The 17,908-nt window shown below is 60.3% G+C and carries 20 protein-coding genes and 1 pseudogene; 14 read left to right on the top strand and 7 right to left on the bottom strand.

Annotated features, from left to right (window positions below; all coding sequences use genetic code 11):
• Positions 1-2: 2 nt before the first annotated feature.
• The 5 genes from BJP07_RS11040 to galE are packed head-to-tail and all read left to right on the top strand — an operon-like array spanning position 3 to position 5,021.
• The gene (locus BJP07_RS11040) at positions 3-581 is read left to right on the top strand and encodes a TlpA disulfide reductase family protein (RefSeq protein WP_071566619.1); all 579 of its coding nucleotides are present in this window, start codon (positions 3-5) and stop codon (positions 579-581) included.
• A gap of 51 nt (positions 582-632) precedes the next feature.
• Positions 633-1,361, top strand: coding sequence for a cytochrome c biogenesis CcdA family protein (locus BJP07_RS11215; RefSeq protein WP_177222532.1), 729 nt, complete (start codon positions 633-635; stop codon positions 1,359-1,361).
• The gene (locus tag BJP07_RS06080; protein WP_071566617.1) at positions 1,362-2,990 is read left to right on the top strand and encodes a cytochrome c biogenesis protein ResB; all 1,629 of its coding nucleotides are present in this window, start codon (positions 1,362-1,364) and stop codon (positions 2,988-2,990) included.
• Positions 2,991-3,018: 28 nt separating this feature from the next.
• Positions 3,019-4,029, top strand: coding sequence for a c-type cytochrome biogenesis protein CcsB (gene ccsB / locus BJP07_RS06075; RefSeq protein WP_071566616.1), 1,011 nt, complete (start codon positions 3,019-3,021; stop codon positions 4,027-4,029).
• The gene (gene galE, locus BJP07_RS06070) at positions 4,029-5,021 is read left to right on the top strand and encodes a UDP-glucose 4-epimerase GalE (RefSeq protein ID WP_071566615.1); all 993 of its coding nucleotides are present in this window, start codon (positions 4,029-4,031) and stop codon (positions 5,019-5,021) included. Before ccsB ends, galE begins: the two co-directional genes overlap by 1 nt.
• Here galE and BJP07_RS06065 read toward each other — a convergent pair.
• Positions 5,018-5,272: a hypothetical protein gene (locus BJP07_RS06065; protein WP_071566662.1), complete on the bottom strand. Its 255-nt coding sequence runs from the start codon at positions 5,270-5,272 to the stop codon at positions 5,018-5,020. The two genes, galE and BJP07_RS06065, sit on opposite strands and share 4 nt — an antisense overlap.
• A 44-nt stretch (positions 5,273-5,316) precedes the next feature.
• Here BJP07_RS06065 and BJP07_RS06060 point away from each other — a divergent pair, with 44 nt between their 5' ends.
• Positions 5,317-5,631, top strand: coding sequence for a DUF4229 domain-containing protein (locus BJP07_RS06060; RefSeq protein ID WP_369822324.1), 315 nt, complete (start codon positions 5,317-5,319; stop codon positions 5,629-5,631).
• A 574-nt stretch (positions 5,632-6,205) separates the two neighbouring features.
• Complete coding sequence (locus tag BJP07_RS06055) at positions 6,206-7,609, top strand: succinic semialdehyde dehydrogenase (RefSeq protein ID WP_071566614.1); 1,404 nt, start codon at positions 6,206-6,208, stop codon at positions 7,607-7,609.
• 6 nt (positions 7,610-7,615) lie between these two features.
• On the opposite strand, the gene BJP07_RS06050 is transcribed toward BJP07_RS06055, so the two are convergent.
• From BJP07_RS06050 to BJP07_RS06040, 3 genes are read right to left on the bottom strand one after another with little or no spacing between them, the layout of a single operon-like run.
• Complete coding sequence (locus tag BJP07_RS06050) at positions 7,616-8,404, bottom strand: MerR family transcriptional regulator (RefSeq protein WP_071566661.1); 789 nt, start codon at positions 8,402-8,404, stop codon at positions 7,616-7,618.
• A 34-nt stretch (positions 8,405-8,438) separates the two neighbouring features.
• Entirely contained in the window at positions 8,439-9,110 is a 672-nt protein-coding gene (locus BJP07_RS06045; RefSeq protein WP_143109687.1) for a hypothetical protein, read from the bottom strand.
• Between the two features lie 14 nt (positions 9,111-9,124).
• The gene (locus BJP07_RS06040) at positions 9,125-10,315 is read right to left on the bottom strand and encodes an AAA family ATPase (protein WP_143109686.1); all 1,191 of its coding nucleotides are present in this window, start codon (positions 10,313-10,315) and stop codon (positions 9,125-9,127) included.
• A 637-nt stretch (positions 10,316-10,952) separates the two neighbouring features.
• On the opposite strand from BJP07_RS06040, the gene BJP07_RS11480 reads away from it, so the two are divergent.
• From BJP07_RS11480 to BJP07_RS06005, 6 genes are all read left to right on the top strand, one after another.
• Positions 10,953-12,098, top strand: a complete 1,146-nt coding sequence (locus BJP07_RS11480) for an ImmA/IrrE family metallo-endopeptidase (protein WP_071566610.1) — start codon at positions 10,953-10,955, stop codon at positions 12,096-12,098.
• Complete coding sequence (locus tag BJP07_RS06025) at positions 12,099-12,584, top strand: DUF4411 family protein (RefSeq protein ID WP_071566609.1); 486 nt, start codon at positions 12,099-12,101, stop codon at positions 12,582-12,584. It begins immediately after the preceding gene.
• Between the two features lie 274 nt (positions 12,585-12,858).
• A complete protein-coding gene (locus BJP07_RS06020) occupies positions 12,859-13,119 on the top strand; it encodes a hypothetical protein (RefSeq protein WP_070465412.1) in 261 nt (86 codons plus the stop codon).
• A gap of 85 nt (positions 13,120-13,204) precedes the next feature.
• Positions 13,205-13,945: a hypothetical protein gene (locus BJP07_RS06015; protein ID WP_071566607.1), complete on the top strand. Its 741-nt coding sequence runs from the start codon at positions 13,205-13,207 to the stop codon at positions 13,943-13,945.
• Between the two features lie 12 nt (positions 13,946-13,957).
• Complete coding sequence (locus tag BJP07_RS06010) at positions 13,958-14,152, top strand: hypothetical protein (protein ID WP_071566606.1); 195 nt, start codon at positions 13,958-13,960, stop codon at positions 14,150-14,152.
• Entirely contained in the window at positions 14,118-14,843 is a 726-nt protein-coding gene (locus tag BJP07_RS06005) for a hypothetical protein (RefSeq protein WP_143109685.1), read from the top strand. Before BJP07_RS06010 ends, BJP07_RS06005 begins: the two co-directional genes overlap by 35 nt.
• A 246-nt stretch (positions 14,844-15,089) precedes the next feature.
• On the opposite strand, the gene BJP07_RS11305 is transcribed toward BJP07_RS06005, so the two are convergent.
• Entirely contained in the window at positions 15,090-15,767 is a 678-nt protein-coding gene (locus BJP07_RS11305) for a TetR/AcrR family transcriptional regulator (RefSeq protein WP_070462451.1), read from the bottom strand.
• A 91-nt stretch (positions 15,768-15,858) separates the two neighbouring features.
• Here BJP07_RS11305 and BJP07_RS05995 point away from each other — a divergent pair, with 91 nt between their 5' ends.
• A complete protein-coding gene (locus BJP07_RS05995) occupies positions 15,859-17,088 on the top strand; it encodes an MFS transporter (protein ID WP_070495012.1) in 1,230 nt (409 codons plus the stop codon).
• Here BJP07_RS05995 and BJP07_RS05990 read toward each other — a convergent pair.
• Both BJP07_RS05990 and BJP07_RS05985 read right to left on the bottom strand, forming a co-directional pair.
• A pseudogene (locus tag BJP07_RS05990) lies at positions 17,089-17,253 on the bottom strand (terminase); the annotation flags it as partial.
• 91 nt (positions 17,254-17,344) lie between these two features.
• On the bottom strand, positions 17,345-17,872 hold the full coding sequence (locus tag BJP07_RS05985; protein ID WP_255365935.1) for an ATP-binding protein: 528 nt from the start codon (positions 17,870-17,872) through the stop codon (positions 17,345-17,347).
• Between the last annotated feature and the right edge of the window lie 36 nt (positions 17,873-17,908).

Genomic DNA, 17,908 nt, shown 5'->3' with positions numbered 1-17,908 from the left:
CTATGACCGTGCGCCGCAGCCTTGTCCCATTCGTTGCCGCAGCCGTGCTGCTGAGCGGGTGCTCGAGCGCCGGCGACGAAGGCGGGTCCTTCGCGTTCCACTCGCCGGGCGGGCAGGTGGAACTGTTCTACCCGCAGGAGGAGCGCAAGCCGCTGCAGGACTTTTCCGGCGAGTCCCTCATGGAGCCGGGCACCGAGATTTCGCTCAGCGACTTCGATGGTGAGGTCGTGGTGCTCAACGCGTGGGGCCAGTGGTGCGCGCCGTGCCGCGCGGAGGTTGACGACCTCCAGGAGGTCCAGGAGTCCATCGAAGGTTTCGGCACCGTGCTCGGTATTAACGTGCGGGACCACAACGCGGACATTGCGCGCGACTTCATGAAGGACAACGGGGTGACCTACCCCTCCCTGTACGACCCGCCGTTTAAGACCGCCGCGTTCTTGGGCGGGGTGCCCAGCTCCGTGATCCCGACAACTATCGTGCTGGACACCCAGCACCGCCCTGCGGCGGTGTTCCTGCGGGAGGTCACCGCGCAGGAGATCATTGACCTGGCGAATACGCTGCACCAGGAGGCGGGGGCCTAAGTGGGGGAGGCGTTATCGGAGCTGGTTTCCCAGGGGCCGCTGCTGCTGGGGATGCTGGCGGCGGCACTGGCCGGGTTGGCGTCCTTTGCCTCGCCGTGCGTGGTGCCGCTGGTGCCCGGCTATATGTCGTACCTGACGGGCATCGTGGGCGGGGAGCTCAACGTGGACGAACGCGGCGTGTCGGTGACGCGGCGCCGCTGGGCCGTCGCGGGCGCGGCGGGCTTGTTTATTCTTGGGTTTACCGTGGTGTTCCTGCTGGCCACCGTGACCGTCTTCGGCGCGGTGAGCGCGGTGGCGCTCAACGCTGAAACCCTTATGCGTGCGGGCGGCGTGGTCACGATTGTGATGGGCCTGGTGTTCGCCGGTTGGGTGCCGGCGCTGCAAAACGATACGCGGCTCCACCCGAAGAAGTGGACCACGCTGCTGGGAGCGCCGTTGCTCGGCGGGGTGTTCGCGCTCGGGTGGACGCCGTGCCTGGGGCCGACGCTCGCCGCGATCGTCTCCGTCTCCGTGGGCACGGCGGGCATGACCGCGGCGCGCGGCGTGCTGCTGGTCATCGCGTACTGCCTCGGGCTGGGGCTGCCGTTCCTGCTGGTGGCGCTCGGCTCGGCGAAGGCGGTGCGTAGTATCGAGGTGCTGCGCAAGCACTCTCGCACCATCCAGGTGATCGGCGGAGTAGCGATGGTCGTCGTCGGCCTGCTGCTGCTCACGGGGGCCTGGAACGTGTTTATCGGCTGGACGCGCCAGCTCGTATTTGGATATGGAGCAACGGTGATTTAAATGAGCACTGCATGGACGTGGCTACGCAGGTCGTGGCACTGGCTGACCAGTATGCGCACCGCGCTGCTGCTCCTGTTTTTGCTTTCGCTCGCCTCCATCCCGGGCGCGCTGCTGCCACAGCGGACGGTCTCCGCGACGTTGGTGGACGACTACCTGCGCGCCAACCCAACCATGGGGCCGATCTACGACAAGCTCCAGCTTTTCGACGTCTTCGATTCCACCTGGTTCGTCGCCATCGTCACGTTGCTGATGGTCTCGCTGGTCGGGTGCATCATCCCGCGCTCGATTGACCACTGGCGTGCATACCGGACCACGCCGACCAGGGCACCGAAGTACTTGTCCAGGATGCCGCTGCATGCGGAGGGGGACGTCGATACGCCGAAGGACGAGCTGGAGGCGAAAGCGCGCGCGGTGCTGCGCAGGTGGCACGTGGCCACCTACCAGCCGGAGGAGGACCGCGCCGGGGCGTTCTCCATCTCTGCGGAGCGCGGTTACTCCCGCGAGCTGATGAACCTGCTGTTCCACATCGGGCTGGTCGGCATGATTGTGGCGTTCGCGGCGGGCCGCATGGTGTTCTACGAGGGCCAGGTCATCATGGTGACCGAGTCCGAGTCGCAGTACGCGGTGCCGGTGGAACAGCCGCGCCAGTTCTGTAATACGTCGCCCGCGAACTTCGACGTTTTCCGCGCCGGCCCGCTCTTCGACGGCACCGGCCTGCACCCGTTCTGCATCGAGTCGAAGAACTTCCGTGCCGAATACCTCAGCACCGGGCAGGCGAACGGGTTCTGGTCGGACGTGGCCTACACCGCGGACGTGAGCGCCCCGCGTGAGCAGTGGGAGGACTTCACGCTGCAGGTCAACCACCCGCTGCGCGTGGACGGCAACCGCGTCTACCTGCAGGGCCACGGGTTTGCCCCGCAGGTGACCATCACCTGGCCGAACGGGGAATCACGCACCCAGATGTTGCAGTTTCGGCCCACGGACGTGCAGAACTTCCTGTCCGCCGGAGTGATGCGTTTCGACCCGCCGGCAGGCATGTACCCGGACCTCACCGAGCGCCGCGAACACCAGATCGCCATCGAGGGCAACTTCGCGCCGACCGCCCAGTGGACCGGCGTCAACGGCGACATGCTGCAGTCCGCGTTCCCCGCGATGCAGGACCCGGCGATGGCGGTGGATATTTACGTCGGCGATGCCGGCCTGGACACCGGCCGCCCGCAGAACATTTTCGTGCTGGACCAGAACCTGATCGCGGAGGGCCGCCTGCAGAAGGTGGAGCGGGTCAACCTGGTGCCGGGAGAGGAAACCACCCTTGAGGGTGGCATCCGCGTGCGCTTCGATGGCGCCGCCGAGTACGCGAACTACCAGATCTCCCACGACCCGACCCAGGGCTGGATGCTGGCCACCTCCGTGATCATGCTGGCTGCGCTGGCGGGCTCGCTGACCATTAAGCGCCGCCGCCTGTGGATCCGCCTGACCCCGACGGCCACCGGCACCCACGTGGAGCTCGCCGGCCTGGCGCGCACGGACCGTGCGGGATGGGGTACCGAGTTTGAAGATATTGTGGAGGAAATCTTGGGCACTCCGTCCGAAGTTCACCCCTCCTTTGAGGTTGATGACCTTGGCTAACCTGCGGTGACGCTGTAGATTGGTCCCCATGCTTGTCGACTCCACGATGGCGGACCTTTCAGACCTCACGTTCCGCACCGCGTTCGTCTTGTACCTGGCTGCGTTGATCATGTCCTGTATCTACTACGGGCGCATGTTCGGTGTGCTCGACATGCGCCGCGAGCGCACCCGCACGGCCCAGAAGGTCGCCGTCGGCGCCGGTGGCGGCTCCGAACTTATCGACGCCCCCTCCGACACCTCCAGCACCTTCGACCAAGCCGAATACGACCGCCGTGTCGCCGGTGCCCGCAAGTGGGCGAACATGACGCAGGCCCTGATCTGGTTCGGCATCGTGCTGCACGTGGCGTCCTTCATCACCCGCGGGTTGGCGGCGAAGCGCTTCCCGCTGGGCAACCTGTACGAGTACATCCTGGCGATGACGGCCGTGGTGATGGTGGCCGCCGCGATCGTGGTGCAGCGCAAGAACTGGCACACCATCTGGCCGTGGCTGCTCGCCCCGATGGCGATCGCGATGTTCTTGAACTCCACCGTGTTCCACATGCACGTGGCGCCGGTGGTGCCGGCGCTGCAGTCCTACTGGTTGCCGGTGCACGTTTCGTCTGTGTCGGTGGGGGCGTCGATAGGCATTGTGTCGGGCATTTTTGCGTTGCTGTACTTGCTGCGCATGTGGCAGCCGCGCGGCGAGGAGCATGGGTTCTTCGGCGCGATTGCGAAGCCACTGCCGAGCGCGAAGACACTCGACCAGATTACTTACAAGACGGCAATCATTACGCTGCCGCTGTTCGGAATCGGCATCGTATTCGGCGCGATCTGGGCTGAGGTCGCCTGGGGTCGCCCGTGGGGTTGGGACGCGAAGGAAACCGTGTCCATGATCACGTGGATCCTGTACGCCGCGTACCTGCACGCGCGCGCCACCGCCGGCTGGAAGAATTCGAAGGCCGCGTGGATCAACGTTTTTGCCTTGGCCATGACCATCTTTAACATGACCTATGTAAATACTGTCATTGCTGGACTTCACTCGTACGCAGGATTGAACTAATGAAAACACTGATTACAGGAGGGGCCGGCTACATCGGCTCCACAATCGCATCGTGCTGCTCGGACGCAGGCATCACCCCGGTCATCCTGGATGACTACTCGACTGGCCTGCGCGTCTTCGCCGAGCGTTTCGACCACTACGAGGGCGACATCGCCGACACCGAGCTGCTGAACAAAATTTTCGACGACCACCCCGACATCGAAGCCGTCATCCACTGCGCGGCCAAGATCCTCGTGCCGGAGTCCGTCGCGCAGCCGCTCGAGTACTACGACGTCAACGTCGGCCGCGCAACCAAGATGCTGCAAGTCCTCCGCGACCGCGGCGTGAAACGCGTCATGCTCAGCTCCACCGCAGCGATGTACCAGGCGGACGAGGACTTCACCGTCAACGAGTCCTCCGTCGTCGCGCCGACCAGTCCATATGCTGCGTCGAAGTGGATGCTGGAGCGCGTCATGGCCGACGCCGCTGCCGCCGGTCAGATCCAGGCCGTGGCCCTGCGCTACTTCAACCCGATCGGCGCCGACCCGCAGCTGCGCACCGGCCTGCAGAACCCGCTGCCATCCCACGCGCTGGGCAAGATGATCACCGCCCACCAGAAGGGTGAAGCATTCACGGTCACCGGTGTCGACTGGCCAACCCGCGATGGCTCCGGCCTACGCGACTACGTCCACGTGTGGGACCTCGCCCGCGCACACGTCGCTGCGTTGAAGGCGGACCTCGCCCCATACGAGGTCATCAACCTGGGCACCGGCACCGGCACCACCGTCTTTGAGCTCGCCGAAGCGTTCAAGGCCGCCAGCGGCTCCGACATGGAGGTCACCACCGCACCGCCACGCGAGGGCGACGTCGCCGGTTGCGCGCCGCGCATCGACAAGGCGCGCGAGGTGCTTGGCTGGGAGCCAGAGCTCACCATCGAGCAGGGCGTCCGCGACTCCCTGGCCTGGGCCGAGAAGCTCCCCGAGGTCCTCGCAGAAGAAGCAACGCGCAGCTAGTCCTCGCCGCGCTTCCTCCGACGCTCCTCCTCTTCACGACGCCGACGCTCCGCCTCCTCGCGGGCCCGGCGTTCTTTAAACCTCTTCTTCTCGATCTCCCACAGGAACTCCTCATCATCATCCGGCCCCTTAATAACAGGCGGCTGTTCCCGCTGCGGCACCCCGTACCGCTCATTCGACCCCGGGCCGAACGCGCGCCACATCAAGTACGCGGCAAGAATGATCAGTGCGAGCAGAAGAAGGCGTCCCATGCCCTCTAACATACTTGTTCCGGTTTGGGTTAGGCTAAGTCCCCATGGTCCCCATGAGCGAAGCCCCCGAAGTTGACCCAAGCGCGAAACGCCGCGCCAACAAAGCCGCCGCCATCTACGGGCTGTACCGGCTGCTGCTATTCATCGTCTTGACAGTGGTGATCCAGCTGCTCGCCGTAGCGGTTGGGGCGCCCGTGCCGCTGATCATGTCGGCCCTTTTAGCCCTCATCGTGGCGTTCCCGTTGTCCATGTTGGTGTTTAAGAAGCAACGCATCGAGGCCGTCCAGGCTCTTGCTCATTGGAAGGAGCAGCGCCAGGCCCGCAAGGCGTGGATCGAGGCCGAGCTGGCGGAGCGGTAGCGCTGTAGGACCTGTGGGGCTCCTCGAGTGGACACCACATTCCCTCTGTAAAAATCGGCGACCTGGGGAAACGCGAAACTCACCAGTCCAAAACAAGGAATTTGGTGTCGCGCTGGTTGGGTGGAGTGCCCAAAAGACAAAGGCGCCGACTCAGCGATAAGAAAACCCCTCCGCAGCCAATCCGCTGAACGGGTGACTTCACGCGAGAGGGGAATACGCGCTCTAAGGTATCTGAAAAGCTACTTTGTCTCAATCGGGGCGGATGGATTCGAAACCGGATTGCGCATCACGAGTCCCTAGCTCCAAACGGGGTCGCGATTACTGGCTCGGCTACAAGGCTGACACCCAATCAATGTTATGAACAGTGCGTTGACCTGGCGTACATGATTGATAGGGATCTCGCTGAATTTCTCAAACAATTACCGACTCCGGGTCTCCTCCACGATTTAACTTCTTTTTTCGATTCTCCCTAACTTTTGTGGACTCGCCCCCGTGACCGCGATTCTTTGGTGTGGTTTCTGGTGTTGCTTTCCACGCAAAAGCGCCCGCCAGTGGTGGCGCTACCCTGGGCTGTATGTCAGTACAGCACGCCTTCGACACCGCCCGCGCGGCACAGCGCACCTGGGCGACGACGCCGCTGCGCCAGCGCAGCCGCATCTTCCTCCGCTACCACGACCTGATCCTTGCCCACCGCGACGAGCTGGTGGACCTGATCCAGCAGGAGACGGGCAAAGCGAAACACAACGCGTTCGACGAAGTGATGGACGTAGCGATCACGGCACGTCACTACGCGTACCGCGCAAAAACCTTGTTGGCGCCAGCCCGGGTGCGCGGCGCCATGCCTGTAGTGACCCGGACTGAGGTGCACCGGGCGCCGAAGGGCGTGGTGGGGGTGATTGCGCCGTGGAACTATCCGCTGTCGCTGGCGGTGTCGGATGCGGTGGCGGCGCTGATTGCGGGCAACGCGGTGGTGCTCAAGCCGGATTCGCAAACCCCGCGCACTGCGCAGCGCGCCCACCAGCTGCTGGTGCAGGCCGGGCTGCCCGCTGATCTGTTCCAGGTTGTGGAGGGGAGTGGGAAAACGGTCGGGCAGGAGATCGTGAAGCGGTGTGACTTCTTGATGTTTACCGGGTCCACTGCGACGGGCCGGGCGCTTGCCGCGCAGGCCGGGGAGCGCCTGATCGGGTTCTCCGCGGAGCTCGGTGGCAAGAATCCGCTGTTGGTGTTGGCCAGCGCGGACCCGGAGACGGCGGCGCGCGGTGCCGTGGACGCCTGTTTCAGCAACACTGGCCAACTGTGCATTTCCGTGGAGCGGGTGTACGTGGACCGCGCCGTGGCGGACGAGTTCCTTGCGCGCTTTGTGGCGTTGACGAAAGGCCTGCGCATCGGCCACGGGTGGGGTGATGACGTCGGCTCGTTGATTTCCGCGGAGCACCGCGCGCGTGTCGAAGCCTTTGTCCACGACGCCGTGGACAAAGGAGCCACCGTCCTGGCCGGTGGGGAGGCGTTGCCGCGGCTCGGGGATACGTTTTACGCGCCGACCATCCTGGTGGATGTCCCGGAGGACGCGGACCTGTATCGCGAGGAGGTGTTCGGGCCGGTCGTCTACGTGGAGGTGGTGGATGGGCCGGAGGTGGGCGTCGAGAAGATGAATGACACTGACTATGGGCTCAACGCTTCGATTTGGGGTGCGGAGGATGAGGCGTGCGTGGTCGCGGCGCATGTGCATGCGGGGACGGTGAACATCAACGAGGGGTACGCCGCCGCGTGGGCGTCGATGGACGCGCCGATGGGTGGGTGGAAGCAGTCGGGTGTGGGGCGGCGCCACGGCGATGAGGGCCTGCTGAAGTACACCGAGGCGCGCACCGTGGCGGCGCAGCGGCACGTGTCGCTCGGCGGGGTTGGCGCTGGTGGCGGGAAGCGGGTTGCGGACGCGATGGCGCTCGCGTTGCGGTTGGGCAAGCGCCTGTTGCGCTAGGCCCGGCTAGGCTTTGCTTTCGTCGATTTCGGTGCTGTGGCCGGTCGCGTGCGCGATGGCGTCGGCGAGCCACTGTGCTAGGCCAGTCTGACGTTCTTCGTAGTAGCGTTTGAAACGTTCATCGGCGATGTAGCCGCGCGAGATCTGAAACTGGATCTCTGGGGTGACGTCGAAGAACTGCCCGATCACCTTCCGGTGCTCCTCGACGAGTTCGGCGGCCTCCGCGCTGTCGGTGGGCACGCCGCGGCGAACAGCGTCTGCGAGTTTGGCATCGATGGCGTCGAAACGCTGCTTGCTGTCCTCCCAGTCGTTCGTACCCCAGGTGCCGGTGCGGCCCTGATACTGTGCCCAGCCAGCTGTGTCGCCGTAGGCTTCGTGCGCTTCGGCCTGGTGCTCGGCGTAGTTCGGGTCGCCGAGGATCTCGCCGATTTCTTCGAGGGTTGGTTTGTGGTTATTCATTGCTTGCTCCAATAACGTTTCGACGGCTACCACCATCCCATCGATCCGCGAGCGCTCCTCAAGCAGGCGTTTGTGTTGCTTGCGCAGGTGCTCCTGGTTCGAGGTGGGGTGGGAGAGTACTTTTTTAATTTCAGACAGTTTCATGCCGGTGGTCCGGTAGACCAGAATGTGCTGGATGCGCTCCAGATCGTCTGGTGTGTACAGCCTGTAGTTTGACCAGCTGCGGTACACAGGTTCGATGAGGCCAGCCTGCTCCCAGTGGTGCAGGGTTCGCACCGTGATCCCGAATGCGTTGGCCACTTCGCCGACTGTGTAAAGCTCTTCGTTGTTGGTCATGGCAGTCATTGTGCAGTCTGACGTGACGTCAGGGTCAAGCCTTGCTCTCGTCGATCTTGGCCAGCAGCTCGTCCGGGCCATACAGCGCGGTGATGTCGGCGGGGATGAAGAAGTCTTCGGTGAAGAACTGTCCCTTGGACGCAAACTCCCTGTTCATCCACGCGCCGAATGCCTCCACTGGGATGTGCGGGGTGTCGTGCGGCCCGAAGTTCACGTCGTCGGTGATGAGGGCGTCGCACAACGCGATGGGCATTTCGGGACTGTAAACGAGTCCGATCTCGTCGCACAGGTACGCCATGCGCGCACCATCGGTGACGTGGATTCCGTTGATGACGATCGAGCCGCGGAACGCCACCTGATTGCCTTTCTCGAGGATGTCGGCGAGGAAGGTCTGGAAGGGATCACCCGTGTAGTACCCATACCAGTGTTCAAAATCGGCGAACGTGATGATCGGTATGCCCAGCTCCCTGGCGGTTCTCGCTTTGCGTGACATTGATGCCGGGTCCCACGCCACAAGGGCGTCGCACGTGGTCTCAGAGACACTGTTTTCGAAAATGAGGCCGCAAGATTCGCAGGCGGAGATGAGCTGGGCTTCGCCATCGTAGATGCTGATGGCTTCTCGACAGCCCGTAAACACCACCCGCGTGCCTGGGGAGAGCAGCGCTGGAATGTCGATGTTGTCATCTTCGCCTTCTGGGAGGGACACGTGTGTCAACCCTGTCATGGCGGCGCGGCTGCGCACTTCCTTTTCGGCCTGCTTCGTCCAAACACCGCGCGATATCGCCCAGGAAGATAGCCGCAGGGCAGTCTGTTGGAGCATGCGTTGGTCGTTGACTTCCACGCCAGAGCCGGAGAAGGCTGCCCAGGCATTATCGGAGTCTGTCGCGCGGGTCTGATCCAATTTGAGTGGGGCGGCGGGCGCCCAAAACGGCTGGAAGAGCGCGCTTCTTGCGTATCGGATGCGTCGGGTACCGGCCGCACGTAGGGGATCTCGACGTCTCCTGAGAGGAAGTCGAGCGCCATTGAGTGCGCGCGCCCGATGACGTTGCTGCCCTCAACAACGATGTCGAGGGCTTCGGCGTCGATACCATGCTCGTGTCCCATATCGAGGCCTCGTGCCTGGTATCGGACGGCGTCCTGCGCCATCTCGAGCCGATCACCGACGACAATGCCACCCGCGGCCTGCCGCAGCAGCAGCGGCCAAAAGTCCTCGAGACGCGGCGCGAGAGCAAGCCCGCCCTCAGGAACTTCGTTCTCGAGGCCGAACTGCCCCAAGTCCGACATCGGGTTGATCCGCGTGCCGAAGTCCGCAACGATCTCGCCGCGCTCCACAACCACGGCGTGGACACGACTGACGTGGTAGCTGACGTTGAAATTGACACCATCGAACGAGAGGAATACGTAACGCTCGGGATCTTGCCCGTGTTCTTCTCGCGGTACCACCTGCGGTGAGTGGGAGCCACCAAAGTCACCGGCAGCGATGAGCTGCACGCCCCCAAACGCCTCGCTATTTTTGTGCACGCGCTGCAGGGCCACGCTCATCATCAGCAGGAGCTCTGTGTTGACGTTGTCGGCGTCGTCAATAATTAATGTCTCAACCAAGCTGAGCAGTAGCTTTGCACTGTCGATGTCCCAGGAACCGCCGGGTAGGACGTCGTCGAGCGTCATGAAGGGGTCGAAGTTGAATGCAGAGTCGATCGTCATCCCGCCGATGCCGTCCGCCGCGAGCCCCAACAGCGCGACGGACAGCACTCGTTTGCGCAGGCTATCGGGCAGCGCGTCATTCGCTTCCATGAACGTGCGCAGCAGCGTGGACTTGCCGGTGCCGTGCCCGCCGTCGATCACAACACTCTCGCCCTTGAGCATCAGCGCGAGCGCATGCTGGGCGTCCTGTGGCATTGAAATGTCCATGACCTGCACCTCTCAATCAACTATCATTTGTTGACTTCATTGAAGCATGCAGCCCCGACAGTGCTCGGGCGATGTTCGAACGGGGGTTCGCGGTGCCGAAAGACGGCCGAAACACGGGAGCCCCGGGTGCATGCTTTCGCAGAGGCGCCTCGGGGCGTTCGGATGCATCCTATCAGGTGACCATGGATAAGGGGATACGCACATCCAATTGACGGGGTGTTGCGGGGTGTCTTTTGGCTCTTGGCCTGGTTAGAGTACGGTCAAACATCGCACAGGAAGGAGAGTGAAAAGCCCTATGCCCGCATTCTTGATTGAATACCATCGCAAAAAGGGAACTGTCCGGTGTAAGAAGTTTGACTCGCTTTCTGAGGCTACGCGTGCGCGACTGCGCTTGGACCGAGACAATACTGACCCCGATGTTGAGATTGTGGCGGTGGCTAGTGCCAACGAAGAAAACCTCCGTCGGTCCCACTCCCGATACTTCTCTGGTGTCTAGTAGATACGTGTCGCAGCTTGGCTTTTCGGACTTAGCGCTGGACTATCTCGCCTGTCGCAATTTGCTAGCTGTAGCTACCCAGAGATGTTTGTCGGGCTCCTCCGCTAAGGTAAAAACTACGTAACTAGCGGGAGGTGAGTGATGGCTGTTCGAGTCGACATTGCAGAGCCGACGCTGCGCTGGGCGCTGCAGCGTACCGGCAGCACGGTGGAAGAACTTGCCCAAAGAAGTGATTTTCGGTTGGTCCGGCAATGGCTGGAAGGCAAGGTGTCGCCGACGCTGCGTCAGGCTGAGCACTTGGCATCGCTTGCATGTATCCCGTTCGGTTACTTGCTTCTCGACGGCCCCACGGACGATCAGCCGGATTTCCCAGATTTTCGCACCGTGGATAGTAAGAAAGTAACTGAGTTCAGCCCAGCGTTGAAGGAGACGATTTATACCTGTGAGCGCCGCTTGAGCTGGTATGCAGAATTTGCGCGCGCGGAAGGAATTGATCCTCCAAATTTCGGTGGTGCCTGGACACTGCGTGATAGCCCGGACGATGCGGTGTGTGCATTGCTACCCCAGCTTGCCGATGCCGGATGGAGGCCGGGTAAAGCGACCACTGGTCGGGAGAATGTGCTGGAATTAGCGGATGCAATTGAGCACTGCGGTGTCTTAGTGATGCGAAACTCCGTACTTGGAAATAACAACCACCGCAAACTCGACATCGACGAGTTTCGAGCTTTCACACTGTTCGATGGTCCCTATCCCTTGATCTTCGTTAACGGCAGTGATTACAAAGTTGGGCAGTACTTCAGCCTTGCTCACGAGTTAGGCCACGTACTGCTCGCTGCAGAAGGTCTCACAGGTGCCATGAATGATCATCACGATGTGGAGCGATGGTGTAACAGGTTTGCAGCTGCCCTGCTTCTGCCGCAGCATGCGTTGTTGCAGGAGTGGGACAGAAATCCCGATCTGAAACGCATCACTGAATGGGCATACGATGCGTACCGGGTAAGCGCGGATACGGCACTGTGGTCCCTTGTGGGGCAGCGCCGCCTTGGCAAACCACAAGTGCAGGAATTCCTTCGGCAACGTCCCTCGAACCCTACGCCTCCGATTGTTAGTGGAGGCGGTGACTTCTTCGTCACGTTGAAGTCTCGGCTGGGTGGCCGGTTCTTGGACACTGTAACCGGCGCATATGCAGATGGCGCAATTTCTCACGAGGAAGCTTCGCGCCAACTGGGCATTGCAAAGACTGCGACGCTGAAAAATGCGGTTACTCGTATGCAGGAGGTCGCATAGGTGTACCTCATCGATACGAATATCGTGATCGGTGCGTTCAATCACCGTCCGCGGGACATTTTTGAATCGTACTGGCGGCAGTTCGATGCATTCTTTTCCGAAGGGCAATTTTATTTTCACCAGTCTGTAGAAAATGAATTGCTGAAACGCGATGATGAAAAGTCACAGTGGCTGAGAGACTTTGTCCCTAAGACGCAGATTCTCACTCAGACGCAGGAAGAAGTTAACTCCTATCGTGAGGTGACGCAGTGGGTGCGTGCTCGTAAGGATGATCCTTATAAAGAAAGTGCGATACGAGAGTTTCTGAGCGTCGCAGATTCTTGGGTGGTGGCTAGTGGGCATGCCCGAAGTTTTACCGTGATCACAAACGAGACCCCGAGCCCGAAGAAGCAAACACGGGTCAAGCTGCCTGACGCTGCTGATGGCTTGGGAGTGCAGTGCATGACAGAGTTTGATTTCTTAAGGCAACAAAGCATTATTTTTTAAAACGGCCAATCCGACCCCACGCCACGCTCTATAACCCTTCGACCGTCCCGAGGAACCCCGCGATGATGTCCCGGTACGTGCCGTGCACACACTAGGAGCGGCCATATCTGGAACTGGGTTAAAGAGGACGGCGAGATCAAGTGGTTTGAGGGCCAGTCATCAGATGGACTAATCAATGTTGACGAACGGTTGAAGAAGTTGAAGGCGGGTTCGCTGACGATGATGCGCACGGACGATTTGACACCTACGGATGAAGTTTTGGCGGTGATTAGCGTTGATTGACGTTGCAGCACGGGCGGTGGAGCGCGCTAGGGAGGCGCTGCCCGAACGCCTGTGGTCTAACCGGGTGGTTGTTTACGGTGACGAGGCGATGGTAATGCCGGAGGAAACAGTGCCCATGGTGGTTGGTGACGCTCCCGCGTGGGTAACCCCTACAGGGGTTGTGGCTTTGCCTTCCAACGCTGATACGTGGCCGGAGTGGTACTGGCAGGTGTGTGAGGACGATTCCGCCTGGGTGACCGTCACGCAACACTGACCGCCACCCTGACTCCGCGATACTCCTCCCCGTTACCACCAAGGCGTGGAACACCACCCAAGCCCCCAATGAGGAGACAAACCACATGTCGGATGAAAACACCACCCCCGCAGACCTCGCACAGCAGGCCGCTGACAAGGCGCAGCAAGCCCAGCACGACACCGAGCAGGGCAACTACACCCAAGCCGGTGAACACCTAGGCGAGGCGCAGGCCAACGAGGCGGACGAAGCCGTAGACCTTGACGCGCTACGTAAGCAGCTCGCCCGATACGAAGCGGAAAACCGCAAGTTGAAGAACGAGAACGGCGACCGCCGAGTGAAGGCGAAGCAGGCGGAAGAACAGGCAGCGACGTTGAAGAAACTCGCGCAGGTACTCGGTTTTGAACCGTCCGACGAAGACTCGGAGGAACAAATCAAGCAGGCCAAGGCCGCCGCGCAGGAACGAGAAGCCGAGCGTGACAAGCTCCAGGCCGAACTCGACCGAATGCGCGAGGACAACACCCTACGCAAGCTGGCGAAGGAAAACGGGGCAGCCCCCGACATGCTTGTGCCGTATCTCCGTGGTGTAGGTGATCTCCCGAAGTGGGGCAGCGACGAGTGGGACAGTAAGGCTGGCGAACTCGTCACCAACACGCTCAACTCATTCCCACAGTTCAAGGCGGGTGGGGTAGCACCCCGCACCAGCGGAACCCCAGCCCCACGAACAACAACGATGGCCGAATCCTCACCGCCGATGACCTCAACCGCCTGTACGCACAGGGCAAGTTTGAGGAAATCAACAAGGCAGTGGAGGAAGGCCGTATCAGCCGCTAACAGTTTCCACTAGGAGGAACACACTATGGCAACTCCACAGTCCCACAAGAACTGGGATCCGGTAATTGGCCCCGTTGTCGCGTCCGCGCTCATGCAGCCGCTCAAGGAGACCTGGGCATTCGCGCAGGAAGGCGTGACGAACCGCGAATTCGAAGGTGAAATCAAGGGCAAGGGTGACGAGGTTGTTGTCTCCAACCTTGGCCGTCCCCACCATCCGTAAGTACGACGAGTCCGAAGACATGATTGTTGAAGATGTCGAGTTCGGAGAGCGTAAGTTCAAGACCGACCAGGGCGACTACTTCAACTTCAAGATTCCGCTGGTATCTTCCGTCCAGTCTGCTCTGGACGTGAAGCCGGAGGCAGTCAGCGAGGCAGAGGAAGGCATGTCCGAGCAGGTCGATACCTACATCGGTAAGCTCATGAAGGACGGAGTGAAGAACTCCAACAAGGTGGGCACCCTCCCGCTCGACATTGAGAAGAAGGACGCGTACAAGACGCTGGTGGCGCTGCGTAAGAAACTCAACGCCACTTCGGTTCCGAAGACTGACCGTTTCGTGATGGTTGGCCCGGAGATGGAATCGGCGTTGCTGTACGACGAGCGCCTGGACAAGGCAGTGAACAACAGCAATCTCTTGAACGGTGAGATTGGTCGCCTGCTCGGGTTCCGCATCATTTCCGCGCCGACGGTGCCGACGGTGGCGGGCCGTGAGGTGGTCATTGCGGGCCACCCGATGGCTACCTCGTTCGGCTACCAGATCACGGAGGTGGAGGAATCGTCCATGCTGCCGTTCCGTTTCACCCGTGCGATTACGGGCCTCCAGGTGTACGGCGGTTCCGTGATCCGCCCGGAGGCGCTGGCGACGGCTGAACAGGATGTGGCGGAGCCGACCACGGCGGGTGCTACCGAGTAGACGCTAGCCCGTAGCAGACAGCGAAGGGGTCAGGGTGTGTGCCTTGGCCCCCTTTACCCATACCTGGATGAAGGGCACACCATGAATAATCCGTATCAGGAAGAACTACTTAACCGTCTCCGTGACCATGAGAACGCGGGGGTGAACGTGAACTGACCCGGCTTATCAACTGGGCTACATCCGCTGTGTTGAAGTACACAGCTGTGCGGGCGCTCACTAAGACGATGATTGAGAAGTGGGTCAGAGTTAAGGCAGCAGGGTGTGTTCGATGCCGTCTAGAATCACATCGATGACGAGGTCGTAGTATTCCTCGGACATCGCTTCTTCTTCATCAGGGTGTGAGAGAGGCTCCAGGTAAGAGTTGACAATACTGGTCAGTCCAACAGATTGAGCCATCATAGGCTCAAGCCTGACAAGCATTTCGTGCAGGTTGTGGCGAGGCTGGATTTGATTGGATGCGCGCAGGTTTCTCGCTCCGATCGTGTGGATGATCGAGTTCGCGATAATTGTGTAGGCCACAGGCGAATTGTCACCAAACCCAGCTTCTTGTAGTTTGGCCCAGGCTCCATCGATCATCGGCAAAAACTGTTCGGTGAACTTGCCCCGCGCGAACCTGTCGGTAATCCCCGGATATGCTAACAATGCGGGGCGTAGATTGTGAGCCATAGCTCGAAACCAGGCTTTCCATTCAAGGTCCGGGTCGGGAACTTCAATCCCGACACATACCCGGTCTACAACAGCATCACAAATGGCTTCCTTGTTTGGAAAATAATGATAAATCACTGAGGGAACCACGCCCAGTTCACGGGCAATGTCCCGTACTGACCATCCCTCAACGCCACTGATCGCGCTTAACTGTACAGCTTGTTTGACAATCAGCTCGCGTGATAGCCCAGCCCTTCGCCCCGTTAGCACAGTGTTCATAAGGTGACCCTAACTTATTCCTTGACCCTTACTAGAACACCATTCTACAATATCCCTAAGTGAAACAGTGTTCTAGTAATGGAGTGTAGTGATGCCCGACCCTCGTAGTAATAAGCCGACACAGAGCTCTATTGATCCAGGAGCGCAAGCAAACCTGGTAGTGGGAATCGTTTTTCTCGCCTTTATGGGGCAAATGATTCTCAATCCGATCATCGCGCCACTGTCACGACAGATGGGATTGCGGGAATGGCATATTGGCGCCACTATCTCTTTGGCAGCGATTGTACTAGCGAGCTTGAGTGCTTATTGGGGGCGAGCTTCCCAACGTGTCGGCGCTAAACGTGTACTCGCTGCCGGGCTTGTGATCGCGATCATCGCTTTGAGCGCCTTCGGTATTGTCTCCTACCTGGGGATGAACCAGGTAGTTGGCGGTGTCGGACTAGTTTTTGGTGTTGTGATCACTCGTGGTTTGCTCTATGGTGGAGGGATTTCAGCGATCGCCCCGACCGCGCAAGCCCACCTGGTCACGCATGCTGCCAGCGAGAACGGGCGGGTAAAAGCACTGGGCATGATTGGAGCGGCTCAAGGGATGGCCTCCATTGTTGGAGGTGTTACTGGAGGTGTGTTAGCCGCTGCTGGTGGCCTGCTCTTGCCCTTGGTGGTCATGCCCGTTGTGATGGTGATTGGTCTGGTTGTTCTCTTGGTGAGTTTCGCACCTCAAAGCCGAGGGCAACTTTTTGCAAAGCCTCAACGGATTCGCTTCACTGATCCGCGTGTAGCTCCCTGGCTAGCAACTGGTCTGGTGATGTTTCTTGTGTTTTCTTCTGTTGCTACGATTTTTGGATTCACTGTCCAAGACCGCTTCGCTCTGTCGGCAACTGCGACCGCAGGTATTTCCGCGATTTACCTGACCATCATGGGCGTGACCATGATCATTGCCCAAGCGGTGATTGCTCCAAAGACAGGGTGGGGAGCAGCGAAGCTTTTACGTACTGGTCTGGCCATTACACTAGTTGCAACTGTGCTCATTTGGCCTACCTCCTCGCACGCTTTACTGGTTGTCGGGTGTATCGTGCTGGGGGTAGGTATGGGACTGGCGATGCCCGGGTACAACACTGGCCCAACCTTGAAGATGAGTGCAGATGAGCAAGGCGCAGTGGCTGGCATCATCAACGCTAATAATGGGTTGGCGTACGCGATTGCCCCGCTGGCTTCGACCGCCCTTTACGGGTGGAACCCGCTGGCACCCTTCGCCGTCTGTATCGCCTTGATTGCAGTGGTCGTCATCTACGCCCACACCGCACCCGCACTACGCCAATAACTATGAGCGTGCCTGAAGTAGCCGTTCCATCACGTTATCCGCAGGAGTCGGCCCCGAGTAGTCCACCAGCGAGTTGGCTTTGACGACATCGAAAATCTCGTACCAGAGCGTATTCGCCTGCTTGCTAAACGACTGAGACATGGCCACGAATGGGGACGCGATAGCTGTTAGGACCACGGATTTAGTAACACCGTGGTGAGTATCCAGTAACGCCCGGGTGAGTATCGGGTAACACCCGGGCGTTGACTATGAGCCGCTACTGCGTATTGGCTTCGAGGCGCATGTTTGGTCCTTCGAGTGTGATGATCTCAGCACCAACGACAAGCCGATTGAGTATCGACTCGGCGATGACAGCATCCGGGATGGACTTGTACCACTCATCGGGTGTGAACTGGGAGGTGACAATGGTTGAGCCCCGGTGTTCACGCTCAGCAAGAATGTTGAGCAGCTGGTGTGCTGTGGCAGCATCAATCGGCGTTGTTAAGAAGTCATCAAGCACGAGTACGTCTGCAAGGTGTAAGTCTTGAAGAAACTCCATGCGTGCTGTGTCATCATGGCGTAGCACCATCAGCTGGTTGGCCAGGGTGTCTGTGCGGAAGAAACGGGCAGAGTAGTCGTTTCTGCACGCAGCGGTAAGCAGTGCTTGGGCCAGGTATGTTTTGCCGACGGATGATTTGCCGAGGATGACAATGCCCCTAGGTGGCAGGCTGGTTGTGAGCGCCGAACCGAAGGAGGTCCCCGCCCATGTCCCCGCACGATATTCCCCCGCTGATACCAAACCCACCCGAGAGGGATTGGGCACACTACAACACCAACCCCG

It is taken from the genome of Corynebacterium sp. NML130628 (genome assembly GCF_001875665.1).
GTDB lineage: Bacteria > Actinomycetota > Actinomycetes > Mycobacteriales > Mycobacteriaceae > Corynebacterium.
The sequence above is the reverse complement of the archived record's forward strand: the minus strand, read 5'-3'. Positions and strand labels throughout refer to the sequence as shown.

Excerpts from the sequence above, each read along its gene's own strand:
- BJP07_RS06015 (WP_071566607.1), top strand. The coding sequence starts at position 13,205 with ATGTCGGATGAAAACACCACCCCCGCAGACCTCGCACAGCAGGCCGCT.
- BJP07_RS06060 (WP_369822324.1), top strand. The coding sequence starts at position 5,317 with ATGGTCCCCATGAGCGAAGCCCCCGAAGTTGACCCAAGCGCGAAACGC.
- BJP07_RS11215 (WP_177222532.1), top strand. The coding sequence starts at position 633 with ATGCTGGCGGCGGCACTGGCCGGGTTGGCGTCCTTTGCCTCGCCGTGC.
- BJP07_RS06050 (WP_071566661.1), bottom strand. The coding sequence starts at position 8,404 with ATGACCAACAACGAAGAGCTTTACACAGTCGGCGAAGTGGCCAACGCA.
- BJP07_RS05995 (WP_070495012.1), top strand. The coding sequence starts at position 15,859 with ATGCCCGACCCTCGTAGTAATAAGCCGACACAGAGCTCTATTGATCCA.
- BJP07_RS11040 (WP_071566619.1), top strand. The coding sequence starts at position 3 with ATGACCGTGCGCCGCAGCCTTGTCCCATTCGTTGCCGCAGCCGTGCTG.
- BJP07_RS06010 (WP_071566606.1), top strand. The coding sequence starts at position 13,958 with ATGGCAACTCCACAGTCCCACAAGAACTGGGATCCGGTAATTGGCCCC.
- galE (WP_071566615.1), top strand. The coding sequence starts at position 4,029 with ATGAAAACACTGATTACAGGAGGGGCCGGCTACATCGGCTCCACAATC.
- BJP07_RS06065 (WP_071566662.1), bottom strand. The coding sequence starts at position 5,272 with ATGGGACGCCTTCTTCTGCTCGCACTGATCATTCTTGCCGCGTACTTG.
- BJP07_RS11480 (WP_071566610.1), top strand. The coding sequence starts at position 10,953 with ATGGCTGTTCGAGTCGACATTGCAGAGCCGACGCTGCGCTGGGCGCTG.
- ccsB (WP_071566616.1), top strand. The coding sequence starts at position 3,019 with ATGCTTGTCGACTCCACGATGGCGGACCTTTCAGACCTCACGTTCCGC.
- BJP07_RS11305 (WP_070462451.1), bottom strand. The coding sequence starts at position 15,767 with ATGAACACTGTGCTAACGGGGCGAAGGGCTGGGCTATCACGCGAGCTG.
- BJP07_RS06080 (WP_071566617.1), top strand. The coding sequence starts at position 1,362 with ATGAGCACTGCATGGACGTGGCTACGCAGGTCGTGGCACTGGCTGACC.
- BJP07_RS06055 (WP_071566614.1), top strand. The coding sequence starts at position 6,206 with ATGTCAGTACAGCACGCCTTCGACACCGCCCGCGCGGCACAGCGCACC.
- BJP07_RS06040 (WP_143109686.1), bottom strand. The coding sequence starts at position 10,315 with ATGGACATTTCAATGCCACAGGACGCCCAGCATGCGCTCGCGCTGATG.